This window comes from Stenotrophomonas sp. SMYL89 (genome assembly GCF_036319985.1).
GTDB classification, from domain to species: Bacteria; Pseudomonadota; Gammaproteobacteria; order Xanthomonadales; family Xanthomonadaceae; genus Stenotrophomonas; species Stenotrophomonas maltophilia_Q.
The window spans coordinates 40,463-64,147 of record NZ_JAWIRW010000019.1 but is presented as its reverse complement, the minus strand read 5'-3'; the positions used below and the strand labels follow the sequence as shown (position 1 = coordinate 64,147).

The window sequence follows — 23,685 nt, the reverse complement described above, 5'->3', positions numbered from 1 at the left end:
TGGGTCCGGTTGCGGGGGACGCCGTAAACCCATCCATGGGGGCTTGGCCGCGGCATCCATGCCGCGGACACCCCCGCAACCGGACCCACCCCGCCTTCGACAGTTTCCTGCGATCTGTCGGGACGGCTTTCTGCGCTGCTTTTGGTGGGTGTCGACCTTGGTCGACACGATGAACACGGCAACAACCGAGGGGGTCAGATCCGATTTCCTCTGGAAAACGGATCTGACCCCGACCTTTCAAATGGCCGGCGTCACGCTGGACGCCAGCGCTGACAACGGCGAGGATGGAGGCTGGTTCTTCCGGCTGGCCCTGCATGGCGCAACGCATCCTTGAACCCGGTGAGATCGAGACGCTGGCCTCGCGCGATGTTCCGCGCATCATCCTGCCCGATGCGGCATCGCTGTTCGCCGAACGCGCGGCGCGGCTGCGCAGCCTGGCTGTGCACAGCGCCATCGGTGGCTACCTGCAGCTGCTGGCGGCGCTGGCCGATGCGCAGCAGGCACTGCTGGATGAGTTGACGCCGCAGCAACGCGAGGAGGTTCAGGCACAGGCGCGTGCACAGCAGTCGACTGCGGCCGCCAGTGCCGGGATGCCGTTACGCCCGGCCAATACCCTGCAACTCGATGGCTGCTGGCGCAACTGGCTGCGCACGCTGTGCCAGCACTGTGCCGACGAAGCCGGGCTTCCGGTGGAAACCCGGCAGGAGCTGCAGCGCGTCGCCGCTGCCGACGATGCCTGGCTGGATGCGCAGGCCCATGCCGTGCTGGAGCGTGATGACGCGCCATCGGTGGACGCGGTTGCAGCACTGCTGGTGATGAACGCACTGCAGGTCTACTGGGCAGTGCTCGCGGCCAGCTTCCGGCCCACCGACCTCAAGCCACTGGCGGATGCGCCGGGGCTGTGCCCGCTGTGCGGCACGCTGCCGGTGGCCAGCGTGGTGCAGGCGCGCCCGCCCTACGCCTCCTATCGTTACCTGTCATGCTCGCTGTGCGCCTGCCAGTGGCATTACGTGCGCGTGCAGTGCAGCCAGTGTGGTGCCGCCGGCAAGGACATCGCGTATCGCGCCTTGGCCGAGGTGGACGGCGACAGCGGCGAGGCGGTGCGCGAGAGTGCGGTGCGTGCCGAGACGTGCGACCACTGCCACAGTTATCGCAAGATCCTGTATCTGGAGAAAGACCCGTCACTGGAGCCGGCGGCTGATGACCTCGGCACACTGGCGCTGGATCTGCTGCTGGCCGAGGAAGGCTATGCGCGTTCCAGCCAGAATCCGCTGCTGTGGCAATCCGACAGCGACTGATCGATGGCTGCCATGTCCCTCCCCCCGGCATCGGTCGCCGCCCTGCCCTCGCTGGACCGGTTGCTGCGCCTGCCTGCACTGGCAGCACTGATCGAACGCCACGGCCGCAGCCGCATCACCCAGCTGCTGCGTTCGCACCTGCAGGGGCTGCGCGACCGTATCGGCGCCGGCCAGCTGTCGACCGCGCAGCTGCAGGAAGCCATCGACGGCCCTGCGCTGGCCGCGGCACTCGATGCTGAACTGGCCAGCGATGCACGCCTGGACCTGCAGCCGATGTTCAACCTGACCGGCACCGTGCTGCACACCAACCTCGGGCGCGCCCTGTTGCCCGAGGCCGCGGTGAAGGCGGTGACCCGTGCGATGACCGCACCGATCGATCTGGAATTCGACATCTCCCGTGGCCGTCGCGGCGACCGCGATACGCGGGTGCAGGCACTGGTCTGCGAGCTGACCGGCGCCGAAGCCGCCACCGTGGTCAACAACAATGCAGCTGCGGTCCTGCTGCTGCTCAACAGCCTGGCCAATCGCCGTGAGGTGGTGGTGTCGCGCGGCGAGCTGGTGGAGATCGGCGGCGCTTTCCGCATCCCGGATGTGATGCGCAGCGCGGGCGCGCGGCTGCTGGAAGTGGGCACCACCAATCGCACACACCCGACCGACTTCACCAACGCCATCGGCGCGCGCACAGCGCTGCTGATGGAGGTGCATGCCAGCAACTACGCAATCACCGGTTTTACTGCCAAAGTTGACACTGCGACGATGGCGGACATCGCGCACGAACATGGCTTGCCGTTGGTCGTGGACCTGGGCAGTGGCAGCCTGTGCGATCTGGCGGCCTTCGGGCTGCCGCGCGAGCCCACCGTGCAGGAAGCGCTGGCCGCTGGCGCCGATCTGGTTTCGTTCAGTGGCGACAAGCTGCTGGGTGGTCCCCAGGCCGGCATCATCGCCGGCCGCGCTGACCTGATTGCGCGGATCAACCGCAACCCGCTCAAGCGGGCACTGCGCATGGACAAGATGGGCCTGGCCGCACTGGAAGCGGTGCTGGCCCTGTACCGCGAACCGGAGCTGCTGGCGCAGCGGCTGCCGACCCTGCGTATCCTGTCGCGTACGCACGACGATGTTTCTGCGCAGGCGCAGCGTCTGCTGCCGCAGGTGCGCGCCGGGCTGGCAGCAGACTACAGCGTCGAATGTGCAGCGATGCACAGCCAGATCGGCAGCGGTGCGCAGCCACAGGCCCAGCTGGCCAGTGCCGGGCTGCGTATCACCTGCGCGCGCCGCGGCGGGCTGGATCGCTTGGCCAAGCATCTGCGCCAGCTGCCCCAGCCAGTGCTGGGCCGCATCGCCGATGATGCGTTGTGGCTGGACCTGCGCGGCCTGGAACCCGCCGACGAAGCGCGCTTCGCCGACCAGTGGAGCATGCTGCAGGCATGATCGTCGGCACCGCCGGGCATATCGACCATGGCAAGACCAGCCTGGTGCGGGCACTGACCGGCATCGAAACCGATCGCCTGCAGGAAGAGCGTACGCGCGGCATTTCCATCGAACTGGGCTACGCCTATGTTCCGGTGGAAGCTGCGGACGGCGAAGCCCCCGCAACCACGCTGGGCTTCGTTGATGTGCCCGGCCATGAGCGCTTCGTGCACACCATGGTGGCCGGTGCGACGGGCATCGATGTTGCCCTGCTGGTGATCGCCGCCGACGACGGCGTGATGCCGCAGACCCGTGAGCACCTGGCGATCCTGCAGCTTCTGGGCGTGGACCGCGGTGCGGTGGCCCTGACCAAGATCGACCGCGTGGATGCCGCGCGCCAGGCCCGGGTCGAGATCGAGATCGCTGCCCTGCTGGCCGGCACGCCGCTGCAGGATTCCCCTGTATTCACCTGCAACAGCACCGCACCCAACGATGCTGGCATCAACGCACTGCGTGCCCAGCTGCATGCCTGGGCCGCAGCCGATGCCAGCGCGCGGCAGGCCAGGCTGCGCGGCGAACTGTTCCGCATGCCGGTGGACCGCGTGTTCTCGCTGGCCGGCCACGGCACGCTGGTGACTGGCGCTGTGCACGGCGGCATCGCCACTGTTGGCGAGCACCTGCAGCTGATGCCAGGCGCCACCGACGTACGCGTGCGAAGCATCCACGCGCAGAACCAGGCCAGCGACCACGCGATGGCCGGGCAACGCTGCGCGTTGAACCTGGCCGCAATCGCCCGCGACGACATCCACCGCGGCGACTGGATCGCCGACCCGCGCGCACTGCTGGCCACCACCCGCGTTGATGTGCGCCTGCGGCTCTCCGCGCTGGCACCGCCGCTGCGCGACTGGGCGCCGCTGCATATCCACTGGGGCACGATGCACCGGCAGGCCCATGCAGTGCTGCTGGAAGATCGTGACCACGGCAATGGACAGCTCGTGCAGCTGGTGTTCGACGCGCCGGTATGCGCGATGTGCGGCGATCGCTTCATTGCCCGCGATTCGGCGGCAACCCGTACGCTGGGCGGCGGTGTGGTACTCGATCCGGATCCGCCACAACGGCGGCGGCGCAGCCCTGCACGCCTGGCGTGGCTGGTGGCGCTGGAACAGCTGGCCACCAGCGCAGATGTTGGCCCGCTGCTTCAGCAGGCGCCCTCCGGAATTCCATTGGCCGCGCTGCAGCGCTACTGCCGGCGCGCCGCCGAACAGATCGATCTTCCTGCAGGCGCGCAGCGCATCGCCACCCGCGACGCCACTGTGGTCATCCTCGCTGCGCACTGGCAGGTGCTGCGCGAACAGGTAATCGCCTCACTGCGTGGCTGGCATGAACGACGCCCTGACGAACCCGGTGTCGACAGCGGGCGCCTGCAGCGCAGCACCCTGCCTGCGCTGGCAACGAGCCTGTGGAACGCGCTGCTCCAGGACCTGCTGGACGACGGCAGCGTGCAGCGCGTGGGCGCCTGGTGGCGCCTGCCCGGCCATGACCACGCGCCACCGGAACGCGAGCGCCTGCTGCTCGAACGCGTGCTGCCGCAGCTGCATGACGGCGGTTTCGATCCGCCATGGGTGCGCACCCTGGCCGCCGGCTTCGGTCTGGTCGAAGACGAGGTCCGCGCCGCCCTGCGCCGCGCCGCAGCGCGCGGTGAACTGTTCCAGGTAGTACCGGACCTGTTCTATGCGCCGGCCCGCATTGCCGAGCTGGCCGCGATCGTCGCGCAGCTGTCGCAGGCCACCGGCACGGTGGATGCGGCCGCTTTCCGCGATGCCATCGGCCTGGGCCGCAAGCGCAGCATCCAGATCTTGGAGTTCTTCAATCGCGTTGGCTACACTCGACGCGTCGGTGACCAGCATCGGCCACGCGGCGATCTGCAATGGAACGCAGCCCGCGACTGAGTCGACCGGTACCGCGGTACTTTCGGAAGGCATGCGCATCCGGGCATGCGGCTGGGCTTCAAACCCAGTAGGGGGCGTCGATCGTTCCCTGGTAGGTTCGACTCCTGCTGCCTTCCGCCATTCGTGTTTCCGCAGGAGATGTCGGCATGGCCACGCACGCGCAGTCCCCCGCTCCTTCAACGGCCGATGCCCCGCAACGCCTGACCTCGCTGGCGCACGGCGGCGGCTGCGGCTGCAAGATCGCGCCGGGCGTACTGACGGAACTGCTGCGCGGCGCTCCAGCGCTTCCGGCACCAGCTGAACTGCTGGTCGGCCGCGAGACCAGCGACGATGCGGCGGTATACCGCCTTGATGACCACCAGGCGATCGTCGCCACCACCGATTTCTTCATGCCGATTGTCGACGACCCGTTCGACTTCGGCCGCATCGCCGCCACCAATGCGTTGTCGGACCTGTACGCGATGGGCGCACGGCCATTGTTCGCACTGGCCATCGTCGGCATGCCGATCAACACCCTGCCGCAGGACACCATCCGCAGCATCCTGCAGGGCGGCGAACGCGCCTGCGCCGATGCCGGCATCGTGGTGGCTGGTGGCCACAGCATCGATTCGGTGGAACCCATCTATGGCCTGGCCGCGATCGGCATGCTCGATCCACAGCGGCTCAAGCGCAATGCCGATGCCCGCGCCGGCGACGTGCTGGTGCTGGGCAAGCCGTTGGGCGTGGGCGTGTATTCGTCAGCACTGAAAAAAGAAGTGCTGGATGCCGACGGCTACCAGCAGATGCTCGAGTCGACCACCCGACTTAACACCGTGGGCGTCCCGCTGGCCGCACTGGACGGCGTGCACGCGATGACCGACGTGACCGGTTTCGGCCTGCTCGGCCACCTGCTGGAAGTGTGCCGCGCCAGTGGTGTCGCTGCCGAGGTGGACAGTGCCCAGGTGCCGCTGCTGCCTCAGGCCCTGCAACTTCTGCAGCACGGCTGCGTGACCGGCGCGTCCCACCGCAACTGGGCCTCGTATGGCGCCGACGTGCGCTTCGCCGACGGGTTGCCAGCACACTGGCAGCCACTGCTGACCGACCCGCAGACCAGCGGCGGCCTGCTGGTGTCCTGTGCCCCGGAAGCAGTGGATGCGGTGCTGGCCTGTTTCCACGACGCAGGGTTCGGCCACGCGGCCGTGATCGGCGGCTTGAGCACTGGAACACCGGGCGTCAGCCTGCGCTGATGCGCGGGAACGACAAGGGCGCCCGAAGGCGCCCTTGTCGTTTCGCTGGGTGCAGCATCACTCGATGTTCTGCACCTGCTCGCGGATCTGGTCGATCAGCACCTTCAGTTCCACCGCCGCATTGGACGTGCGGCTGTCCACCGACTTCGAACCCAGCGTATTGGCTTCGCGGTTGAACTCCTGCAGCAGGAAGTCCAGGCGGCGGCCGACCGGCTCGCGCTGCTTGAGCACGCGGCGGATCTCGACGATGTGGCTGCCGAGGCGGTCCAGTTCTTCATCCACGTCCAGCTTCTGCAGCCACAGCACCAGCTCCTGCTCGGCACGGCCCGGGTCGACCGGGTGCGGCAGGTCAGCCAGGCGCGCGGCCAGCTTGGCGCGCTGGCCGTCGCGAATGGCCGGAATCAGGGTGCGCACTTCGGTGGCGATGCGTTCGATGCCGTCCACCCGCTCGCTGATGGCGGCGGACAGCTTTCCGCCTTCACGCTCGCGGGCCTCGACGAAGCCGTCCAGCACCTGGTCCAGCAGGGCCAGTGCCTCGGCCTGCAGGGCAGCGGCATCGGTGGCCTCGCCGCGGGTCACGCCCGGCAGCTGCAGCAGGTCGGTGAAGCTGACCTGCAGGTTGGGGAAATCCGAGGTCAGCCGGTGCGCCAGGCGTCCCAGCTGGCCCAGCAGGGCTTCATCCACCTGCAGGTTGGCCGCCGCTTCCGGCGCACGCAGGCGCATCACCAGATCCAGCTTGCCGCGGCTCAGGCGCGCGGCAATGCGCTCGCGCAGCTGCGGTTCCAGCGCCCGCAGTTCCTCGGGCAGGCGGGTGCCGACCTCCAGGAAGCGGTGGTTGACCGAGCGCAGCTCGCAGCCCAGCGTGCCCCACGGGGTGACCCGCTCGCCGCCGGCGTAGGCGGTCATGCTTCGAATCATGGATTGTGTCCGGTGCGTGCAAAGGGGGAATGGTACCCTAGCGCCCTCACCAGAGCCCCCTCGCCCGCCCCGTGAAGGCCGCGGGCGTGGCGGCGTACTCCCTCGCCACTACGGAACCCGCACCATGTCCGATTCCCGCCCCAGCGGCCGCCAGCCCGACCAGCTCCGCCCGGTCGTCATCCAACGCGGCTTCACCCGCCACGCCGAAGGTTCGGTGCTGGTGTGCTTCGGTGAAACCCGTGTGCTGTGCACCGCCAGCGTCGAGAACCGCGTGCCGGGCTTCCTGCGCGGCAAGGGTGAGGGTTGGGTCACCGCCGAGTACGGCATGCTGCCGCGCGCCACCCACACCCGCAGCGACCGTGAAGCGGCCCGTGGCAAGCAGGGGGGCCGCACGCTGGAGATCCAGCGCCTGATCGGCCGCAGCCTGCGCGCCTGCGTGGACCGCAACGCGCTGGGCGAACGCACCATCACCCTGGACTGCGACGTGCTGCAGGCCGACGGTGGCACCCGCACCGCCGCCATCACCGGCGCCTACGTGGCCCTGGTCGATGCGGTGAACGTGCTGATGAAGCGCGGCGACATCAAGCGCAACCCGATCCTGGGCGCGGTGGCCGCCGTGTCGGTGGGCGTGTACCGCGGCACCCCGGTGCTGGACCTGGACTACGCCGAAGACAGCGACTGCGACACCGACATGAACGTGGTGATGAACGACGGTGGCGGCTTCATCGAGCTGCAGGGCACCGCCGAAGGCCATGCCTTCCGCCGCGACGAACTGGACGCGCTGCTGGGCCTGGCCGAGAGGGGCGTGGGCGAGCTGCTGGCCGCACAGCAGGCGGCGCTGTCGGCATGAACCGCCGCATCGCCCTGACCACCCTGGTGGTGGCCGACTATGACGAAGCCATTGCCTGGTACACCGGCAAGCTCGGCTTCGCCCTGTTGGAGGACATCGACCAGGGCCACAAGCGCTGGGTGGTGGTCGGCCCGACCGACGGCAGCGCCGCCGCCCTGCTGCTGGCCCGCGCCAGCGACGAGGAACAGCGCAGCCGCATCGGCAACCAGACCGGTGGCCGCGTCGGCTTCTTCCTCAACACCGACGACTTCCGCCGCGACCACGCGGCGATGCTGGCCGCCGGCGTCGAGTTCCTGGAAGCGCCGCGCGAAGAACCCTATGCAACGGTTGCGGTTTTCCGCGATCTGTATGGCAACACCTGGGACCTGCTGGAGCCCCGTCAATGAAGAAACTGGTACTGGCCAGCCACAACGCCGGCAAGCTGGTGGAGATGCAGGAGATCCTTGCCGACCTGCCGCTGCAGATCACCTCGGCCGCCGAACTCGGCCTGGGTGACGTGGAAGAAACCGGCCTGACCTTCGTCGAGAACGCGCTGCTGAAGGCGCGCGCGGCCTGCGAAGCAACCGGCCTGCCGGCGCTGGCCGATGATTCGGGCCTGATCGTCGATGCCCTCGGCGGTGCGCCGGGCCTGTACAGCGCGCGCTATGCCGGCCACCCGACCAACGCGGCGGCCAACAATGCCAAGCTGCTGGAAGCGATGGCCGATATTCCCGATGGCCAGCGCAGCGCCCGCTTCTATGCGGTGATCGTGCTGCTGCGCCACGCCACCGACCCGCAGCCGCTGATCTGCGAAGGCCGCTGGGAGGGCCAGATCATCCGCGAGCTGCGCGGCACGAATGGTTTCGGCTACAACCCGGTGTTCATGGACACCACCCACGGCCTGACCGCCGCGGAAATGGAGCCGGCGCTGAAGAACGCCATCAGCCACCGCGCCCTCGCCCTGCAGCAGCTCAAGCAGCGGCTGGCGACCCTGTACTGACGCCCCACCTGATCGAACCAGGGAAGCCGGCCAGCGGCCGGCACTACCGAAGAAGCCCATGCCGCACGCCCACGACCACTGCAACCACCTGCCCGGCGAAGCCTGCTCCGCTGACCACGACAGCCCGCCGCGGCTGGTGCCGCCACCGCTGTCGCTGTACGTGCACCTGCCATGGTGCGTGCGCAAATGCCCGTACTGCGATTTCAATTCGCACCAGGCCAAGGGCGAGCTGCCGTTCGATGCCTACATCGATGCACTGCTGCGCGACCTGGACCAGGACCTGCCGCTGGTCTGGGGCCGGGTGGTGCACAGCGTATTCTTTGGCGGCGGTACACCCAGCCTGTTCCCGCCGGAAGCGATCGACCGCTTCCTGCAGCAGGCCAGCGCGCGCCTGCGTTTCGCGCCCAATGCCGAGATCACCCTGGAGACCAACCCGGGCACCGCCGAGCACGGCCGTTTCGACCGCTATCGCGCGGCCGGCGTGAACCGCCTCAGCTTCGGCATCCAGAGTTTCGACGACGCGATGCTCAAGCGCCTGGGCCGCATCCACGACAGTGGCGAAGCCGAGCGCGCGGTGAAGATGGCGCAGGACGCGGGCTACGACAACTTCAACATCGACCTGATGTACGCGCTACCGGAACAGACCCTGGCCGGTGCCGAGGCCGACCTGGAGCGCGCCTTCGCGCTGCAGCCGGCGCACATCTCGCATTACCAGCTGACCCTGGAACCGAACACGGTGTTCTTCGCACGGCCGCCGCAGGGCATTCCCGATGAAGACAACGCCTGGGACATGCAGGAACACTGCCAGGCACTGCTCGCGCAGGCCGGTTTCGGCCAGTACGAAGTCAGCGCCTATGCGCGCCCCGGCCGGCAGAGCGCGCACAACCTGAACTACTGGCGCTTCGGCGATTACCTGGGCATCGGTGCCGGTGCGCACGGCAAGATCAGTTCAGGCGCCGAAGAACACGTGCTGCGCCGCTGGAAGTTGAAGCACCCGCAGGCCTACCTGGACAGCGCGGGTACCCCGGCCTCGTTCGGTGGCGACAATGTGATCGCGCCGGAGCGCCTGCCGTTCGAGTACATGCTGAACCTGCTGCGCCTGCACGAAGGTTTCAGCCTGCGCGATTTCGAATCGCGTACCGGTCTGCCGCGCAGCGTGCTGGACGCACCACTGGCCGAGGCCGTCCAGCGCGGCTGGCTGCAGGTGGCCGATGGCCATGTACACCCGACCGAACTCGGCCGCCGCTTCACCAACGATGTGGTGAGCCTGTTCCTGGAGGACTGATCCTGCCGCCGGGCATGGTCCGGCGGATGCGGTTCACGTTCAGCGCTAAAGTAGCGCCGACATCGGCCGACACGGTAGATTCACCAGATCGATCCGCGGGAATCCGGGTACCGCTCGCAGATGTCAGCTGTCTTTTCCCCAACCCCTGCCGACAAAGCCCGCCTGGCTGCAGCCGACCTGCCGCCGCGGGTGCGCGAACTGCTGGGCGCGTTGATCGGCCTCTGCCGGCAGACCCTGGCCGCGCCTCTGATCCTGACCGTTGAAGCGCTGGAACAAGCGCTGCTGCACGACGCGGATCGCGCGCGCAATCCCATGCAGCAGGCGGACCTGATGGCCCAGCGCGGCCAGCTGCACGCCTTCGCCGGCCATTTCCCTGATCGCATGCTCGACGCAGTCGCCGAATCCCTGGCACGCCTGCGTGACCCTGCGGCGGCGGCGCCGGCGCTTTCCACGCCACCACCGCTGCCCGGCATGCTGGGCCTGTCCCTGGTCGCCGAACACGATGTCGACCGTGATCTGCTGCTGACCGAGATGGTGCGGCGTGAAACCCTGCGTTCAACCAACTCGCTGAACCTGCTGGGCCAGCGGTTGGGCGTACTCGCCGCTGCGCCGGCATTCGAGACCGACGCCCTGCCCCTTGCACCGCAGGCCTTGTGTGCAATGGTGCGCAGGCTGGCCGAACAGGACGGCCTCAGCACCGAAGTGCAGCTGGCGTTGTACCGCAGCTTCGAACGCCAGGTACTGGAGCGCCTGGGCGATGTACTTGATCGTGCCAATGCCCTGCTGTCCCAGCAGGGCGTCCTGCCCGGGCTGGTCTACACCCCTTACCTGGCACGTTCGGCGAGCACGCGGCGCATCATCACCCAGTCGGTGGGTGGTGGCCGCGCGACGCAGCCCGCCAAACGTACCGCAGCGCCGCTGACCGGCTGGAACGGGCCGGCTCCCTCCGGCTCGTGGTCGAACCTGCTGCAGGATGCGGTCAGCGACAGTGGTAGCGCCGGCTCGGCCATCCCCGGGCTGACCACCTCCGCCGGCAGCGCCTTGCACGAACTGCTGCAGCAGGCCCGGCAGGCCAGCGCAGCGCCCGCGCAGAGCGTCGCCGTGCCCAGCGCCGCCGTAGATGCCGTACTCGCGCGATTGCAGGCCCAGTCCAGTGCCGCCACCGGCGTTGCCGATCTGCAGGCGGCCGTTGTCGCCCAGCTCCGCAGCGAACATGGCGCACAGGCGCAGCTCGGCAGCCATGACCGTGACAACCTCGACCTGCTGCGCCTGCTGATGCAGCAGGTGCAGCAGCAGCAACGCCCAGACCCGGTGCCGGCGGCCCTGCTGGCACGCCTGCAGGTGCCACTGGCGCGCGCCGCCATGGCTGACCCCGGCTTCTTCGTGCGTGACGAGCATCCCGCCCGCGAACTGCTCAACCAGGTCGCCGAAGCCGGCGCCAGCTGGCTGGGCGATGATGATGTCGATCCACAGCTGCTGCAGCGCATGGCGCAGAGCGTGCAGGGCCTGCTGGGCCAGGACGTCCGTACCCCGGAAGCCTTCGCCACCGCCAACGAGGACGTGCAGCAGCACCAGCGTGCGGCGGTTCACCGCGCCGAGCTGGCCGAGCGCCGCCACGTCGAAGCCGCGCGCGGCAAGGAACGCCTGGAACTGGCCCGGCGCCAGGCCAATGCACAGATCGACCAGTGCTGTGATGCGCAGGCACCGCCGCGCTTCGTGCAGACGCTGCTGCGCCAGGCCTGGGCCGATGCCCTCACCCTGACCCGCCTGCGCCACGGCGATGATTCACCGCAATGGCAGGAGCGCCTGCAACAGACCCAGCGCATTGCAGCGGTGACCGCGCAGGCCGTGGATGCCCCCGGTGGCACCGATGCCGCGCTGGCCGCCGATGTGGAAGCCGCGCTGGTGCAGGTGGGCTACCACGCCGAGGAAGCCGCTGCGGTCGCGCGCAGGCTGGCCACGCCCGGCGGCGAGGATGACAGCACCTCGCGTACCGAGCTCAGTGCGCGCCTGAAGGCGCGCGCGCGGCTGGGAGAACAGGCCGGGCCCACCACCACGGCACCATCCAGCCCGCGCAACGCCGCCGAGGAAGCCGCTTACCAGCAGCTGTCCGCGCTGCCGTTCGGCAGCTGGTTCGACATCGACAATGGCGATGGCACGCTGCGCCGCCAGCGCCTGTCCTGGTACAGCCTGCTGACCGGCCATGCCCTGTTCGTCAATCCGCGCGGACAGAAGATCGCCGATACCGACCTGGATACGTTGGCCCGGCAGATCAGCGCGGGCCGCGCGCAGCTGGTCACCGAAGACAAGGGGCGGCTGGTTGATCGCGCGTGGCAGGCCAGCCTCGACGCACTGCGTGCACTGGCCGACGGCCACGCCGGGGAGACATCCGCATGAACACCCAACCGCCCCAGGACACCCGTCGCGCGCCACGCCGCCAGGTCTCGGACCTGGTACCGGTCACCGACCAGATGCGCGACTGCGTGGTGGGTCGCCTTGGCAACGTGTCCGAAACCGGCATGCTGATGCTGGCCAGTACGCCATTGCGCGAGGACGCGCTGTACCAGCTGCGTTTCCCGTTGCCGATGGGCGATGGCCGCCAGGAGGCCATCGACGTGGGCGTGCACCTGCTGTGGAGCGAGCCTGCGCACGCCCCTGGGCAGAGCTGGACCGGCTTCCGCTTCCTTACCCTGTCGCGCGAACATCGGCAGCTGCTGCGGCAGTGGGTAGGCGAGGACAGCGACGAGGGACCGGTTTCGACGGCCTGAGTGCCGGTTCCGGCACAGCGGTTTTCTGCGGTATGCGGCAGAATCTAGGGCCGTTTTCCGTGTCGAGCCACCGCAATGATCCAGCAAGACCCCGGCGCCCTGTATTCCGACCATCTGGCCGTGCTGTGCCGACGCGCCGAACAGGCGCTGGCCCGCGGCGGCTTCGACCACCTGGTGGTGCCCAGCGGCACCCTGCACTACCAGGTGTTCGACGACCGCGACTATCCGTACGCGGTAAATCCCCAGTTCAAGGCGTGGCTGCCGCTCACCCGCGTGCCCAACAGCTGGATCGTGTTCACCCCGGGCAAGCGCCCGGCGGTGATCTTCCACCAGCCCTTCGACTACTGGCACGTGGTGCCGGACGCGCCCAGCGGCTGGTGGGTGGAGCACTTCGATATCCACATCATCCGCAAGCCCGAAGAGGCGCTGGCCCTGCTGCCGGCCGATGCGGCGCGCTGCGCGATCCTGGCCGAGCCGCAGAGCGCGCTGGGTGCTTTCGTGCCGAACAACCCGGCGCCGGTGGTGAACTACCTCGAATGGCATCGTGGCAGCAAGACGCCGTATGAGATCGCGTTGATGCGCCAGGCGCAGGTGCTGGGCGTGCGCGGCCACCGTGCCGCCGAAGCCGCGTTCCGCAATGGCGCCGACGAATTCAGCATCCACATGGCTTATTGCCAGGCCGTCGGCCAGGATGCCAACGAACTGCCCTACGGCAACATCGTGGCCCTGAACGAGCACGCTGCGGTGCTGCACTACACCGAGCTGGGCCGCAAGGCACCGCAGCCGCTGCGCAGCTTCCTGATCGACGCCGGCGCCAGCGCGCACGGCTATGCCAGTGACATCACCCGCACGTACGCCGCGCACGGCCACGACGAATTCGCCGCGATGATCGCCGCCGTCGACGCCGCCCAGCAGCAGATGTGCGCAGCAGTTCGCCCGGGCTTCGACTACAAGCAGCTGCATGTGGATGCACATCTTTCGCTGATGGGCGTGCTGAAGGACTTCGGCGTGATCAAGGTCTCGCCGCAGACTGCGCTGGAAACCGGCGTCAGCGCCGCGTTCTTCCCGCACGGCATCGGTCACCTGATCGGCCTGCAGGTGCATGACGTGGCCGGCTTCGCCGCCAGCGACGAAGGTGGCCGCATCGAGCGCCCGGCCGGTCATCCCTACCTGCGCCTGACCCGCGTGCTGGAGCCGGGCATGGTGGTGACCATCGAACCGGGCCTGTACTTCATCGACATGCTGTTGAACGAAGTGAAGGATGCCGGCCATGGCGATGCGATCAACTGGGACCGCGTGGACTTCTTCCGCCCGTATGGCGGCATCCGCATCGAAGACGAAGTGCTGTGCACCGAGGGCGAGGCGGACAACCTGACGCGGCCGGAGTTTGCGGCGGCCAACGGCTGAGCCCCTCGTGGTTGGGCGCTGAATTCAAAATGCCGTGCTTGGCGGGGCGGGTGAGCCATGCAGGGGACGCTGCAAGTACCCCTCCGGGGCCCGGCCCAGCCGCTGGCGGCTGTGCGTTCGGTCGCTTGCGAAGCAGTGCTTCGCAAGCAAAGCGCCCTCACCCCTGTAAGCTCGATGGCGCCATCCATGGCGCCAACGCCCCTGCATGGCCTACCCGCCCCACCTTTGACAGTTTCCTGCCGCGTCCAACCACGGAAAAGAAAAAAGAAAAGCAAAAGCGGGTCGCTCGCTGCGCTCGCTCTGTGTCGACCAAGGTCGACACCCACCAACAGCCGCGCGTGCCAAAACACCCGCCGTTACCAACAGCCGCAGGAATCTGTCAGAGGTGGGGCGGTGTGGGTGGGCAGGACCGTTGGCGCCATGGATGGCGCCATCGAGCCCCTATGGACGGGTTTACGGCGTGTCCTGACCACCCACACCGCCCCGCCATCCCATGCAATGCCGCTCTTGCTTTGGCCGTTGCCGTTGCTTCGGCTCGTAGCGGGTGCAGGGCTGCAAGCCCTGCCGATAACCCTTACCCCGCCATCACCGCTTCGATCTCGTCGGCACTGCGCGCCAGCCCTTCGGTCAGCACCCGATGGCCGTCGCCGGTAATCAGCACGTCATCCTCGGTACGGATACCGATGCCGCGCCAGCGCGGTTCCACCGTCGTGTCATCCACGCCGATGTACAACCCCGGCTCGATGGTGAACGCCATGCCCGGCTCCAGCAAGCGCGAGTCGCCCGCCAGGCGGTAATCGCCCACGTCGTGCACGTCCATGCCGATCCAGTGCCCGGTCTTGTGCCGGTAGAAGCGCTGGTACAGGCCTTCGGACAGGTTCTTTTCCAACGTGCCCTTCAGCAGGCCCAGCCGCAGCAGGCCCTCGGTCAGGGTCTGCACTGCGGCGAGGTGGCCGGCCTCGTACGGCACGCCCGGCTTGGCCTGCGCCAGCGCCGCGGTCTGCGCCTCGCCCACCAGATCGTGCAGCGCGCGCTGCTCGGCACTGAAGCGGCCATTCACCGGGAAGGTGCGGGTGATGTCGCTGGCATAGCCGCGGTACTCGGCACCGGCATCGATCAGCACCAGCTCACCATCGCGCGAACGCGCGTTGTTGTCGCGGTAATGCAGGATGCAGCCGTTGCGGCCGGCGCCGACGATGCTGCAGTACGCAGGCACGGCATCGTTGGCGCGGAACACGCGCTCCAGCTCGGCCTGCAGTTCGTATTCGTGGATACCCGCCTTCGCTGCCTGCATCGCAGCCAGATGCGCACGCACGCTGATCTGCGCGGCGTGGTGCATCAACGCGACTTCCGCGCCCGACTTGAACAGGCGCTGCTCATGCAGCAGGTGGCCCAGTTCGAGGAACTCATGCGGTGGCTGGGCACCATGGCGCACCTGCGAACGCACGCGGTTGACCCAGCCGATCAGTTTCAGGTCGAAGTCGGCATCGCGGCCGAAGTGGTAGTAGACGCGCGAGCGCCCTTCCAGCAGGCCCGGCAGGATGTCGTCCAGATCGTCGATCGGGTAGGCATCGTCCATGCCGTAGTGCGCCACCGCCCCTTCCTGCCCGGCACGGCTGCCGTCCCATGCCTCGCGCTCGGCATCGCGCTCGCGGCAGAACAGGATGGCCTCGCCGTGGCGACGGCCCGGGATCAGCACCAGCACCGCTTCCGGCTCCGGGAAACCACTCAGGTACTGGAAGTCCGAATCCTGGCGGAACGGGTAATGGGTATCGAGGCTGCGCACCTTTTCGGCCGCGGCCGGCAGCACCAGGATCGCGTCTTCGCCGGCCATGTCCATCAGCTGGCGGCGGCGACGCTTGTACTCGCCGGCCGCGATGCCGGTGCGCTGCTTGATATCCATCAGTTCAGGCGCTGCCGATGGCGCGAGGCCAGCACCACGTCGCCGTGCAGCAGCAGCACCGCCACGCGGATGAATTCCTCGATCTCCGACAGGGCTTCGTCATCATCATCGCCACCGGCCTCGAAATCCTCACTGGAGGCACGGGCCAGGCTGGCCATGTCGGTCAGCGCTTCTTCGCCTTCCTCGGACAGGGTCGGGCGGCGGCCGCCGCTGCCCAGGCCGAAGCCGCCCAGGAACGAGCGGGTCCAGCTGAACATGGCATCGGCCTGCGCGGACACGTCGTCGGTGTCGGTCAACAACAGTTCGAAGGCGAAGTCGCGGTCTTCCAGCTGCTTGATGGTGGCCTGCAGCAGCTGCCCCAGCACGCTGCCGGCGGCCACCGGCGGCAGGTTGTCGTCGGCCAGCACGCGCGCCGGCCAGTCGTTGCCGGGGGCGCCGCCGGCGGCCAGCCAGCCGCACAGCGCGCCGTGCAGTTCGGCAGCGGTGGCGCCCAGGCCCAGTTCCTGGCTGGCGCGGGTAACGTCGTCGACGGAGGGAAGTTCGGTCATCGTGCGGCTCGTTCGGATAAGGAAACCCGGGACGCGCACGCGCGCGCCCGTGAGACCCGGTAGTGTAGCAACCCGACGGCATCCTCTCCGCAGCTGTCCAGCCTTGCTGCGACAACGCTTGACCGCCCTTACCCGGCTTGCCTATCGTGCCCGCATGGAACCCGCCGATCCCCTTGCCCAGCTGCAGGACTTCGCCGCCCGCGTGGAGGCGTTGCTTGAACGCAACCAGCGCCTGGCCGAGGAGAACCGCAGCCTGCGCCACCAGCAGGAACAGCTGGTGGCCGAGCGTTCCACGCTGCTGGCCAAGAACGAGCAGGCACGCTCGCGGGTGGAAGCAATGATCAGCCGGCTCAAATCCCTGGAGCAGCACACATGAGCGCCGAACCGGTCAGTGTCCGCATCCTCGATCGTGAATACACGGTGGGCGTCGGTGGCGATGAACGCGACAGCCTTATGGCGGCCGCGCGCCTGCTCGATGCGCGCATGCGCGAGATCCGCGGTAGCAACCGCATGGCCGCCGTCGATCGCGTTGCCGTGCTGGCCGCGCTGAACCTGGCCCACGAACTGCAGCAGCTGCGCGACGAGAACGCCCGCCAGGCGGTGGCCCTGCAGCAGACGCTGGCCGACCTGAACCGGCGCCTGGACCGCGCCATCGACAGCGGCGCCTGAAGATCGTGCACAACGCGTCTTCTCATATCTGAATTGGCACGGACTGTTGCCGACGAACGGCCTATCCAGATTCTGCTCGCTGGCTATAATGGCCACGCGTTCTCTGCGGTACTCGACGGCATGTGCAAACATTCGCCTTGTCCCTTAAGAACGACACCGGGAGCGCGACAGCGCCGGGAGTGCAGGTCCGCCTTGTAGCGGGAAGCCCGATGGTTCTCCAGCGTTCCCACTTGAGCCCCCGGGTTCAAGGTCGTTTCGCATGCATCGACATTGCGGAGAATGCAATATTCCAGCAAGGGCGGCGTCTTCGGGCGTCGCCCTTGTTCTTTGCGGCACAATGACGGCTGTTCCTTGCCGCACGCTGCCATGACCGACCCGCGCCAGGCCCTGCGCCACGACCTGCGGCAACGCCGCCGCGACCTTTCCGCCGCTGCGCGCATTGCCGCCGCCGAATCGCTTGCCGACGCCCTGCTCGCCCTGCCGTTCGCCCCGCGCGAAGGCGCCGTGGCCGGCTACTGGGCGCTGGATGGCGAAATCGCCCTTCACCGCTGGCAGCTGCAACTGCCCGAAGGCCTCACCTACTGCCTGCCGGTGCTGGCCGGTGAGGTGCTGCGCTTCGCACCGTGGCGGCCGGGGCAGCCGCTGACCAGCAACCACTACGGCATTCCCGAACCGGACGTGGCGCTGGAAGACACCCTGGAACCGGCACAGATGGCGCTGGTAGTGACCCCGCTGGTGGGCTTCGACGCGCAGTGCCGCCGGCTGGGCATGGGGGGCGGCTGGTATGATCGCAGCTTCGCCTTCCGCCACGACCGGCCGGCGCCGCCCTGGCTGGTCGGTGCTGCGTTCGCGGTGCAGCAGGTCGAGGCCTTGCCGGTGGCGTCGTGGGACGTGCCGGTGGACGCGATCTGCACCGAAGACGGCACCCTGTTCCCCTCCGCTGCCCCCGTGAACGCATGACCGCCCGCAAGCGCTACTGGCTGATGAAGTCCGAACCGGACGCCTTCTCCATCGATGACCTGGCCAAGGTCAAGGTCGAACCCTGGAACGGGGTGCGCAACTACCAGGCGCGCAACTTCATGCGCGATGGCATGCAGGTGGGTGACGGCATCCTGTTCTACCACTCCAATACCAAGGTGCCCGGCATCGTTGGCCTGGCCACCGTGGCCAGCCCGGCCTATCCGGACGACACCCAGTTCGACCCGACGTCCGACTACCACGACCCCAAGAGCACGCGCGAAAACCCGCGCTGGATGCTGGTGGACGTGGCCTTCGACCGCAAGCTCAAGCAGGTGATCGCGCTGGACGAGATCAAGCTGCACGCTGATGAGCTCGGCGAAGGCTTCCCGCTGGTTGCCAAGGGCAACCGCCTGTCGGTGTTCCCGGTGACCGCTGCGCAGTGGAAGCTGCTGCTGTCGCTGGAAAAGAAATCCTGATTCCCTGCCTGAGAGTTCTTCCCATGTCCGAAGCCAAGCGCCTGGCCGCCGAGAAAGCCATCGAGTACGTAGAAGACGGCATGATCGTCGGTGTCGGCACCGGTTCCACCGTGGCCTATTTCATCGATGCCCTGGCCCGCATCCAGCACCGCATCAAGGGCGCCGTGTCCAGCTCCGAGCAGAGCACCGCGCGCCTGAAGCAGCGCGGCATCGAGGTGATCGAGCTGAACCACAGCGGCAACCTGTCGCTGTACGTCGACGGCGCCGATGAGTGCGACGCCAACAAGTGCCTGATCAAGGGCGGCGGCGCCGCGCTGACCCGCGAGAAGATCATCGCCGAGGCCAGCGAGCGCTTCATCTGCATCGTCGACCCGAGCAAGCAGGTGCCGGTGCTGGGCAGGTTCCCGCTGCCGGTGGAAGTGATCCCGATGGCGCGCAGCCTGGTAGCCCGCCAGATCCGCGACATGACCGGCGGCCAGCCGACCTGGCGCGAAGGCGTGGTCACCGACAACGGCAACCAGATCCTGGACATCCACAACCTGCAGATCACCGATCCGGAAAAGCTGGAGCGCGAGCTCAACCAGCTGCCGGGCGTGGTCTGTGTCGGCCTGTTCGCGCGCCGTCGCGCCGACGTGGTGATCGTCGGTGGCGAGCCGCCGGTCGTGCTCTGACCCTTTCGAAGGATCCTGACGATGTCGCTGTTGCGTTCGCTGCTGATGCTTCCGCTGCTGGCCCTGGCCGGCTGTGCCACCGATGCGGCCCGTCACTGGGTCGAGCTGGATGGCGCCCGCTACCAGGTGGAGCTGGCCACCAACGATGAAACCCGCGCACGCGGGCTGATGTTCCGCGACCAGATGGCGGCCGACCACGGCATGCTGTTCATCCACGACCGCGAGGAAATGCAGGCGTACTGGATGAAGAACACCAAGATCGCGCTCGACATCCTGTACTTCGACAGCGAGCGCAGGCTGGTCAGCCAGCAGCGCGACGTACCGCCGTGCTCGGCCGGCGACATGTGCCCGCCGTATCCCAGCGGTGGCCCGGCCCGGTACGTGCTCGAGCTCAACGCCGGCCAGGCCGAGAAGCTCAAGCTGAAGGACGGCACTGCGCTGACCTTCGGCCCGGGCATCGAAAAATAATGGTAGTGCCGGCCGCTGGCCGGCAATCCAACCTGACCGGGGTCAGATCCCTTTCGCAAGCGAAAGGGATCTGACCCCGGAATTTTTCACGCGACACCGCTTGAAACCGTCTGCAATTGCCGCCAGTCTGTGGCCATGCAGGACCGGATCACACTCCCCGACTGGGATGCACTGGCCGACCTCGAAGACGAGGCGCTGCCACTGTTGCCGACCGCGCTGCTGATCGCGCGCGATGAATACCCCGATCTGCAGCCGTCCACCTACGACGCGCTGATCCAGAGCCATGTCGACCACCTGCGCTCGGAAGTGGAGAGCATCGACAACAGCCCCTTGAAGATGGCGGCGATCAACCGCCACCTGTTCGACGAGCTGGGCTACAGCGGGGACCACGACGAGTATTACGACCCGCGCAACAGCTACCTCAACCAGGTGTTCGAGCGGCGCCTGGGCAACCCGATCTCGTTGGCGCTTGTGCAGATGGAAGTCGCGCGCCGGCTGGGCATCCCGCTGGATGGCGTGTCCTTCCCCGGCCACTTCCTGGTGCGCCTGCCGGTGGACGACGGCGTGCTGGTGATGGATCCATTCAATGGTGGCCGTCCGTTGGACGTGGACGAGCTGCGCGAACGTGCCAAGTCACACCTGGGCGGGCAGATGCCCGACGACCAGGTGCTGGCGCAGATCCTCGACCCGGCCCCCGCGCGCGCCATCCTCATGCGCATGCTGCGCAACCTGCATGGTGTCTACGCCGAAGCCGGCGAATGGGACCGTGCCGCGCGCAGTGCCGACCGCCTTCTGAAGCTGGCCCCGGAGCAGGACGACGCGCTGCGCGACCGCGGCCTGGCCTACCTGCAGCTGGAGTACCTGGCCGGTGCCCGCCATGACCTGGGGCAGTACCTGAAGCGCAATCCCGAGGCCAGCGATGCGCAGTGGCTGCGCGAGAAGCTGATCGACCTGGGTGGACCGGTGCCGCGGCTGCATTGAAGGAGTCGGTGTGTGGACCAACGGTCCGCACCCACCGGTAGCGCCGGGCCATGCCCGGCGACCCTTGCGATCAGTCGACCTCGACCATCTCGAAATCGGCCTTGGTCACCCCGCAGTCCGGGCAGGTCCAGGTCTCGGGAATGTCCTCCCAACGCGTCCCGGGCGCGATGCCCTCTTCCGGCAAGCCTTCCGCTTCGCTGTAAAGAAAGCCGCAGACCACGCACATCCAGGTTCGCAGGGTAGTGGGGGTGGCGTCGCTCATCGGATAATCGGGGCTGGATTCACGGGCCGCCATTGTCCCATCGCGGCCCACGCACCGGTAGCCATCGATGACTTCTGCTTCCCCGGCGCCCCGCGGCGTCTACCTGATCACCCCGGATGAGCCCGATACCGCGCGCCTGCTGGCCCGCACCGCGCCGCTGCTGGCCGCCGGCGCCACCTGGCTGCAGTACCGCAACAAGACCGCCAGCGACGCGCTGCGGCAGGAGCAGGCGATCGCGCTGCAGGCGCTGTGCGCACACTACGGTGTACCGCTGATCATCAACGACGACCCGGTGCTGGCCCAGGCCGTGGGCGCGGCCGGCGTGCACCTGGGCGGCACCGACGGCGACATTCCCAGCGCGCGCGCCCTGCTCGGCCCTGACGCCATCATCGGCGCCTCCTGCTACGACCAGCTGGCCAATGCCGAGAAGGCCGTGGCGGCCGGCGCCAGCTACGTGGCCTTCGGCGCCTTCTTCCCGACCACCACCAAGGTCACCAGCAGCCGCGCCCACACCGACCTGCTGCGGCAAAGCGCCGCACTGGGCGTGCCGCGGGTGGCGATCGGCGGCCTGACGCCGGACAATGTCGGTCCCATCATCGACGCCGGCGCCGATCTGGTGGCCGTGGTCAGCGGTATCTATGCCGCACCGGACCCGGTCGCGACCCAGCGCGCCTACCTCGCCCAGTTCGCGTAATGCCCAGGAAAGCCCCATGAACCACGACCAGTCCCACGCCCTGTTCTCCCGTGCCCAGCAGCTGCTGCCGGGCGGCGTCAATTCGCCGGTACGTGCGTTCAAGTCGGTCGGCGGCGAGCCGTTCTTCGTCGAGCGCGCCGACGGCGCCTACCTGTACGACGTCGACGGCAACCGCTACATCGATTACGTCGGTTCCTGGGGCCCGATGATCGTCGGCCACAACCACCCGGCCGTGCGCCAGGCGGTGAAGAAGGCGATCGACAACGGCCTGTCGTTCGGCGCGCCGTGCGCGGCCGAAGTGACCATGGCCGAAACCATCACCCGGCTGGTGCCGTCGTGCGAGATGGTGCGCATGGTCAACTCCGGCACCGAAGCCACGCTGTCCGCGATCCGCCTGGCGCGCGGTGCGACCGGCCGCAACCGCATCGTCAAGTTCGAAGGCTGCTACCACGGCCACGGCGACTCGTTCCTGGTCAAGGCCGGCAGCGGCATGCTGACCCTGGGCGTACCGACCTCGCCTGGCGTGCCAGCCGGCCTGAGCGAACTGACCCTGACCCTGCCCTACAACGACTTCGAGGCTGCCACCGCGCTGTTCGAACAGCAGGGTGACGACATCGCCGGCCTGATCATCGAACCGGTGGTCGGCAACGCCAACTGCATCCCGCCGCGCGAGGGGTACCTGCAGCACCTGCGCGAACTGTGCACGAAGCATGGCGCGCTGCTGATCTTCGATGAAGTGATGACCGGCTTCCGCGTCGCCCTCGGCGGTGCGCAGGCGCACTACGGCATCACCCCGGACCTGACCACCTTCGGCAAGATCATCGGCGGCGGCATGCCGGTGGGCGCCTATGGCGGTCGCCGCGAGCTGATGCAGCAGATTGCCCCGGCCGGCCCGATCTACCAGGCCGGCACGCTGAGCGGCAACCCGGTGGCAATGGCGGCTGGCCTGGCGATGCTGGAACTGATCCAGCAGCCGGGTTTCCACGCCGACCTGGCCGAACGCACCGCGCGCCTGTGCGCCGGCCTGGAAGCCGCCGCCGCCGAAGCCGGCGTGGCCGTGACCACCACCCGCGTGGGTGCGATGTTCGGCTTGTTCTTCACCAGTGAAAAGGTGGAAACCTATGCGCAGGCCACCGCCTGCGACATCCCGGCATTCAACCGATTCTTCCACGCCATGCTGGACCAGGGCGTGTTCCTGGCACCGTCGGCGTACGAGGCCGGCTTCCTGTCCAGCGCGCACGACGATGCGGTGATCGAGGCGACGCTGGCCGCCGCACGCGTGGCGTTCAAGGCTGCCAAGGGCTGAGCCCAGCTCTGGCAGGTGCCAACCTTGGTTGGCATTGCGGTGCACCGTATCCACGCACGGCGTGGATCTACTGCACTGCGTACGGCGATTTATCTGTAGAGCCGAGCCATGCTCGGCTCATCGCGCGCAGCGCGGAAAAGAACAGTCGAGCATGGCTCGACGCTACAAGCGGCATCAACCGAAGACGAACTTGCCCTTCATCATCGCGAAGTGGCCGGGGAACGAGCAGAAGAAGGTGTAGTCACCGCCCTTCTGCAGCCCCTGGGTGGAGAAGCGCACGCGCGTGCTCTCACCGCCACCGATCACCTTGGTGTGCGCCAGCACGCGCTTGTCGGCCTTCGGCAGGTAGCTGTCGGCCAGGGTCATGCGCATGCCGGCCATCGCCACCGGCTGGTAATCGGCGGTGCGGGTAAGTACCCAGTTGTGGCCCATGGCAGTGGCGGCCAGCTTGCCGGTGTGGCGCAGGGTCAGGTCCACTGCGGTGCAGTCGGCGGCGACCTTGATCTCGCGGCTGCTGAAGCTCATCTGGTCGGTGCTGTCGATGCTCACCGCACACACCCGCGCCATCGCCGACGGCGCCAGCATCAGCGCCCCCAGTCCTACTGCCACCATCCAAGCCTTCATCGTTGCGTCTCCTGCAGGTTCAAGCGCCATTCTAGG

At 68.0% G+C, this 23,685-nt stretch carries 26 protein-coding genes, 1 tRNA gene and 1 other RNA gene; 23 read left to right on the top strand and 5 right to left on the bottom strand.

Annotated elements, in window-relative coordinates; all coding sequences use genetic code 11:
- Positions 1 to 148 precede the first annotated feature (148 nt).
- From V3B41_RS17915 to selD, 6 genes are all read left to right on the top strand, one after another.
- Positions 149 to 334: a hypothetical protein gene (locus tag V3B41_RS17915; RefSeq protein WP_152906545.1), complete on the top strand. Its 186-nt coding sequence runs from the start codon at positions 149 to 151 to the stop codon at positions 332 to 334.
- On the top strand, positions 315 to 1,298 hold the full coding sequence (gene fdhE, locus V3B41_RS17910; protein WP_197620184.1) for a formate dehydrogenase accessory protein FdhE: 984 nt from the start codon (positions 315 to 317) through the stop codon (positions 1,296 to 1,298). Before V3B41_RS17915 ends, fdhE begins: the two co-directional genes overlap by 20 nt.
- 12 nt (positions 1,299 to 1,310) lie before the next feature.
- Positions 1,311 to 2,726: an L-seryl-tRNA(Sec) selenium transferase gene (gene selA, locus V3B41_RS17905; RefSeq protein ID WP_329861749.1), complete on the top strand. Its 1,416-nt coding sequence runs from the start codon at positions 1,311 to 1,313 to the stop codon at positions 2,724 to 2,726.
- Positions 2,723 to 4,654: a selenocysteine-specific translation elongation factor gene (gene selB / locus V3B41_RS17900; RefSeq protein WP_295549827.1), complete on the top strand. Its 1,932-nt coding sequence runs from the start codon at positions 2,723 to 2,725 to the stop codon at positions 4,652 to 4,654. Before selA ends, selB begins: the two co-directional genes overlap by 4 nt.
- A 24-nt stretch (positions 4,655 to 4,678) precedes the next feature.
- Positions 4,679 to 4,774 (top strand) — tRNA-Sec (locus V3B41_RS17895).
- 26 nt (positions 4,775 to 4,800) lie between these two features.
- Positions 4,801 to 5,880 carry a selenide, water dikinase SelD gene (gene selD / locus V3B41_RS17890; protein WP_049426701.1) on the top strand — a complete coding sequence of 360 codons (1,080 nt, stop codon included), beginning with the start codon at positions 4,801 to 4,803 and terminating at the stop codon, positions 5,878 to 5,880.
- A 57-nt stretch (positions 5,881 to 5,937) separates the two neighbouring features.
- Here selD and V3B41_RS17885 read toward each other — a convergent pair whose 3' ends face one another.
- A complete protein-coding gene (locus V3B41_RS17885; RefSeq protein WP_049426700.1) occupies positions 5,938 to 6,798 on the bottom strand; it encodes a YicC/YloC family endoribonuclease in 861 nt (286 codons plus the stop codon).
- 124 nt (positions 6,799 to 6,922) lie between these two features.
- On the opposite strand from V3B41_RS17885, the gene rph reads away from it, so the two are divergent.
- The 7 genes from rph to pepQ all read left to right on the top strand — a co-directional run bounded on the left by rph (position 6,923) and on the right by pepQ (position 14,087).
- Positions 6,923 to 7,648 (top strand): ribonuclease PH, encoded by a 726-nt coding sequence (gene rph, locus V3B41_RS17880; protein ID WP_329861748.1) that lies wholly within the window; start codon positions 6,923 to 6,925, stop codon positions 7,646 to 7,648.
- Positions 7,645 to 8,034, top strand: coding sequence for a VOC family protein (locus V3B41_RS17875; protein WP_329861747.1), 390 nt, complete (start codon positions 7,645 to 7,647; stop codon positions 8,032 to 8,034). Before rph ends, V3B41_RS17875 begins: the two co-directional genes overlap by 4 nt.
- Entirely contained in the window at positions 8,031 to 8,627 is a 597-nt protein-coding gene (rdgB, locus tag V3B41_RS17870; RefSeq protein ID WP_049426697.1) for an RdgB/HAM1 family non-canonical purine NTP pyrophosphatase, read from the top strand. The genes V3B41_RS17875 and rdgB overlap by 4 nt, the downstream gene beginning before the upstream one ends.
- 58 nt (positions 8,628 to 8,685) lie before the next feature.
- Entirely contained in the window at positions 8,686 to 9,912 is a 1,227-nt protein-coding gene (hemW, locus tag V3B41_RS17865; RefSeq protein ID WP_295549838.1) for a radical SAM family heme chaperone HemW, read from the top strand.
- 120 nt (positions 9,913 to 10,032) lie between these two features.
- Complete coding sequence (locus V3B41_RS17860) at positions 10,033 to 12,309, top strand: DUF1631 family protein (protein WP_049426695.1); 2,277 nt, start codon at positions 10,033 to 10,035, stop codon at positions 12,307 to 12,309.
- Entirely contained in the window at positions 12,306 to 12,680 is a 375-nt protein-coding gene (locus V3B41_RS17855) for a PilZ domain-containing protein (RefSeq protein WP_049426705.1), read from the top strand. Before V3B41_RS17860 ends, V3B41_RS17855 begins: the two co-directional genes overlap by 4 nt.
- A gap of 75 nt (positions 12,681 to 12,755) precedes the next feature.
- Positions 12,756 to 14,087, top strand: a complete 1,332-nt coding sequence (pepQ, locus tag V3B41_RS17850; RefSeq protein ID WP_100443673.1) for a Xaa-Pro dipeptidase — start codon at positions 12,756 to 12,758, stop codon at positions 14,085 to 14,087.
- A gap of 574 nt (positions 14,088 to 14,661) precedes the next feature.
- Here pepQ and V3B41_RS17845 read toward each other — a convergent pair.
- A complete protein-coding gene (locus V3B41_RS17845) occupies positions 14,662 to 15,984 on the bottom strand; it encodes an aminopeptidase P N-terminal domain-containing protein (protein WP_197620185.1) in 1,323 nt (440 codons plus the stop codon).
- A 5-nt stretch (positions 15,985 to 15,989) separates the two neighbouring features.
- Positions 15,990 to 16,538 carry a UPF0149 family protein gene (locus V3B41_RS17840; RefSeq protein ID WP_197632758.1) on the bottom strand — a complete coding sequence of 183 codons (549 nt, stop codon included), beginning with the start codon at positions 16,536 to 16,538 and terminating at the stop codon, positions 15,990 to 15,992.
- Positions 16,539 to 16,692: 154 nt separating this feature from the next.
- Between V3B41_RS17840 and V3B41_RS17835 the strand changes: the two genes are divergently transcribed.
- The 8 genes from V3B41_RS17835 to V3B41_RS17800 all read left to right on the top strand — a co-directional run bounded on the left by V3B41_RS17835 (position 16,693) and on the right by V3B41_RS17800 (position 20,763).
- On the top strand, positions 16,693 to 16,914 hold the full coding sequence (locus V3B41_RS17835; RefSeq protein ID WP_005410898.1) for a TIGR02449 family protein: 222 nt from the start codon (positions 16,693 to 16,695) through the stop codon (positions 16,912 to 16,914).
- Positions 16,911 to 17,207 carry a cell division protein ZapA gene (locus tag V3B41_RS17830; protein ID WP_049428297.1) on the top strand — a complete coding sequence of 99 codons (297 nt, stop codon included), beginning with the start codon at positions 16,911 to 16,913 and terminating at the stop codon, positions 17,205 to 17,207. The genes V3B41_RS17835 and V3B41_RS17830 overlap by 4 nt, the downstream gene beginning before the upstream one ends.
- A gap of 97 nt (positions 17,208 to 17,304) precedes the next feature.
- A non-coding RNA gene (gene ssrS, locus V3B41_RS17825) (6S RNA) lies at positions 17,305 to 17,490 on the top strand.
- An 83-nt stretch (positions 17,491 to 17,573) separates the two neighbouring features.
- Positions 17,574 to 18,167, top strand: a complete 594-nt coding sequence (locus V3B41_RS17820) for a 5-formyltetrahydrofolate cyclo-ligase (protein WP_197620182.1) — start codon at positions 17,574 to 17,576, stop codon at positions 18,165 to 18,167.
- Positions 18,164 to 18,643 (top strand): EVE domain-containing protein, encoded by a 480-nt coding sequence (locus tag V3B41_RS17815; protein ID WP_099588704.1) that lies wholly within the window; start codon positions 18,164 to 18,166, stop codon positions 18,641 to 18,643. Before V3B41_RS17820 ends, V3B41_RS17815 begins: the two co-directional genes overlap by 4 nt.
- Before the next feature lie 23 nt (positions 18,644 to 18,666).
- Positions 18,667 to 19,314 (top strand): ribose-5-phosphate isomerase RpiA, encoded by a 648-nt coding sequence (gene rpiA / locus V3B41_RS17810; RefSeq protein ID WP_329861746.1) that lies wholly within the window; start codon positions 18,667 to 18,669, stop codon positions 19,312 to 19,314.
- Between the two features lie 21 nt (positions 19,315 to 19,335).
- Positions 19,336 to 19,782, top strand: a complete 447-nt coding sequence (locus V3B41_RS17805; protein WP_049428291.1) for a DUF192 domain-containing protein — start codon at positions 19,336 to 19,338, stop codon at positions 19,780 to 19,782.
- A 135-nt stretch (positions 19,783 to 19,917) separates the two neighbouring features.
- Entirely contained in the window at positions 19,918 to 20,763 is an 846-nt protein-coding gene (locus tag V3B41_RS17800; RefSeq protein WP_005410904.1) for a SirB1 family protein, read from the top strand.
- A 70-nt stretch (positions 20,764 to 20,833) separates the two neighbouring features.
- Here the strand turns inward: V3B41_RS17800 and V3B41_RS17795 are convergent, their stop codons facing one another.
- Positions 20,834 to 21,058 (bottom strand): rubredoxin, encoded by a 225-nt coding sequence (locus tag V3B41_RS17795; RefSeq protein ID WP_014038358.1) that lies wholly within the window; start codon positions 21,056 to 21,058, stop codon positions 20,834 to 20,836.
- 34 nt (positions 21,059 to 21,092) lie between these two features.
- On the opposite strand from V3B41_RS17795, the gene thiE reads away from it, so the two are divergent.
- Together thiE and hemL are read left to right on the top strand one after the other, a co-directional pair.
- Positions 21,093 to 21,719: a thiamine phosphate synthase gene (thiE, locus tag V3B41_RS17790; RefSeq protein WP_197632755.1), complete on the top strand. Its 627-nt coding sequence runs from the start codon at positions 21,093 to 21,095 to the stop codon at positions 21,717 to 21,719.
- Between the two features lie 16 nt (positions 21,720 to 21,735).
- The gene (gene hemL, locus V3B41_RS17785) at positions 21,736 to 23,025 is read left to right on the top strand and encodes a glutamate-1-semialdehyde 2,1-aminomutase (protein ID WP_164115865.1); all 1,290 of its coding nucleotides are present in this window, start codon (positions 21,736 to 21,738) and stop codon (positions 23,023 to 23,025) included.
- 174 nt (positions 23,026 to 23,199) lie between these two features.
- Here the strand turns inward: hemL and azu are convergent, their stop codons facing one another.
- The gene (gene azu, locus V3B41_RS17780) at positions 23,200 to 23,649 is read right to left on the bottom strand and encodes an azurin (RefSeq protein WP_049428283.1); all 450 of its coding nucleotides are present in this window, start codon (positions 23,647 to 23,649) and stop codon (positions 23,200 to 23,202) included.
- Positions 23,650 to 23,685: the final 36 nt, after the last annotated feature.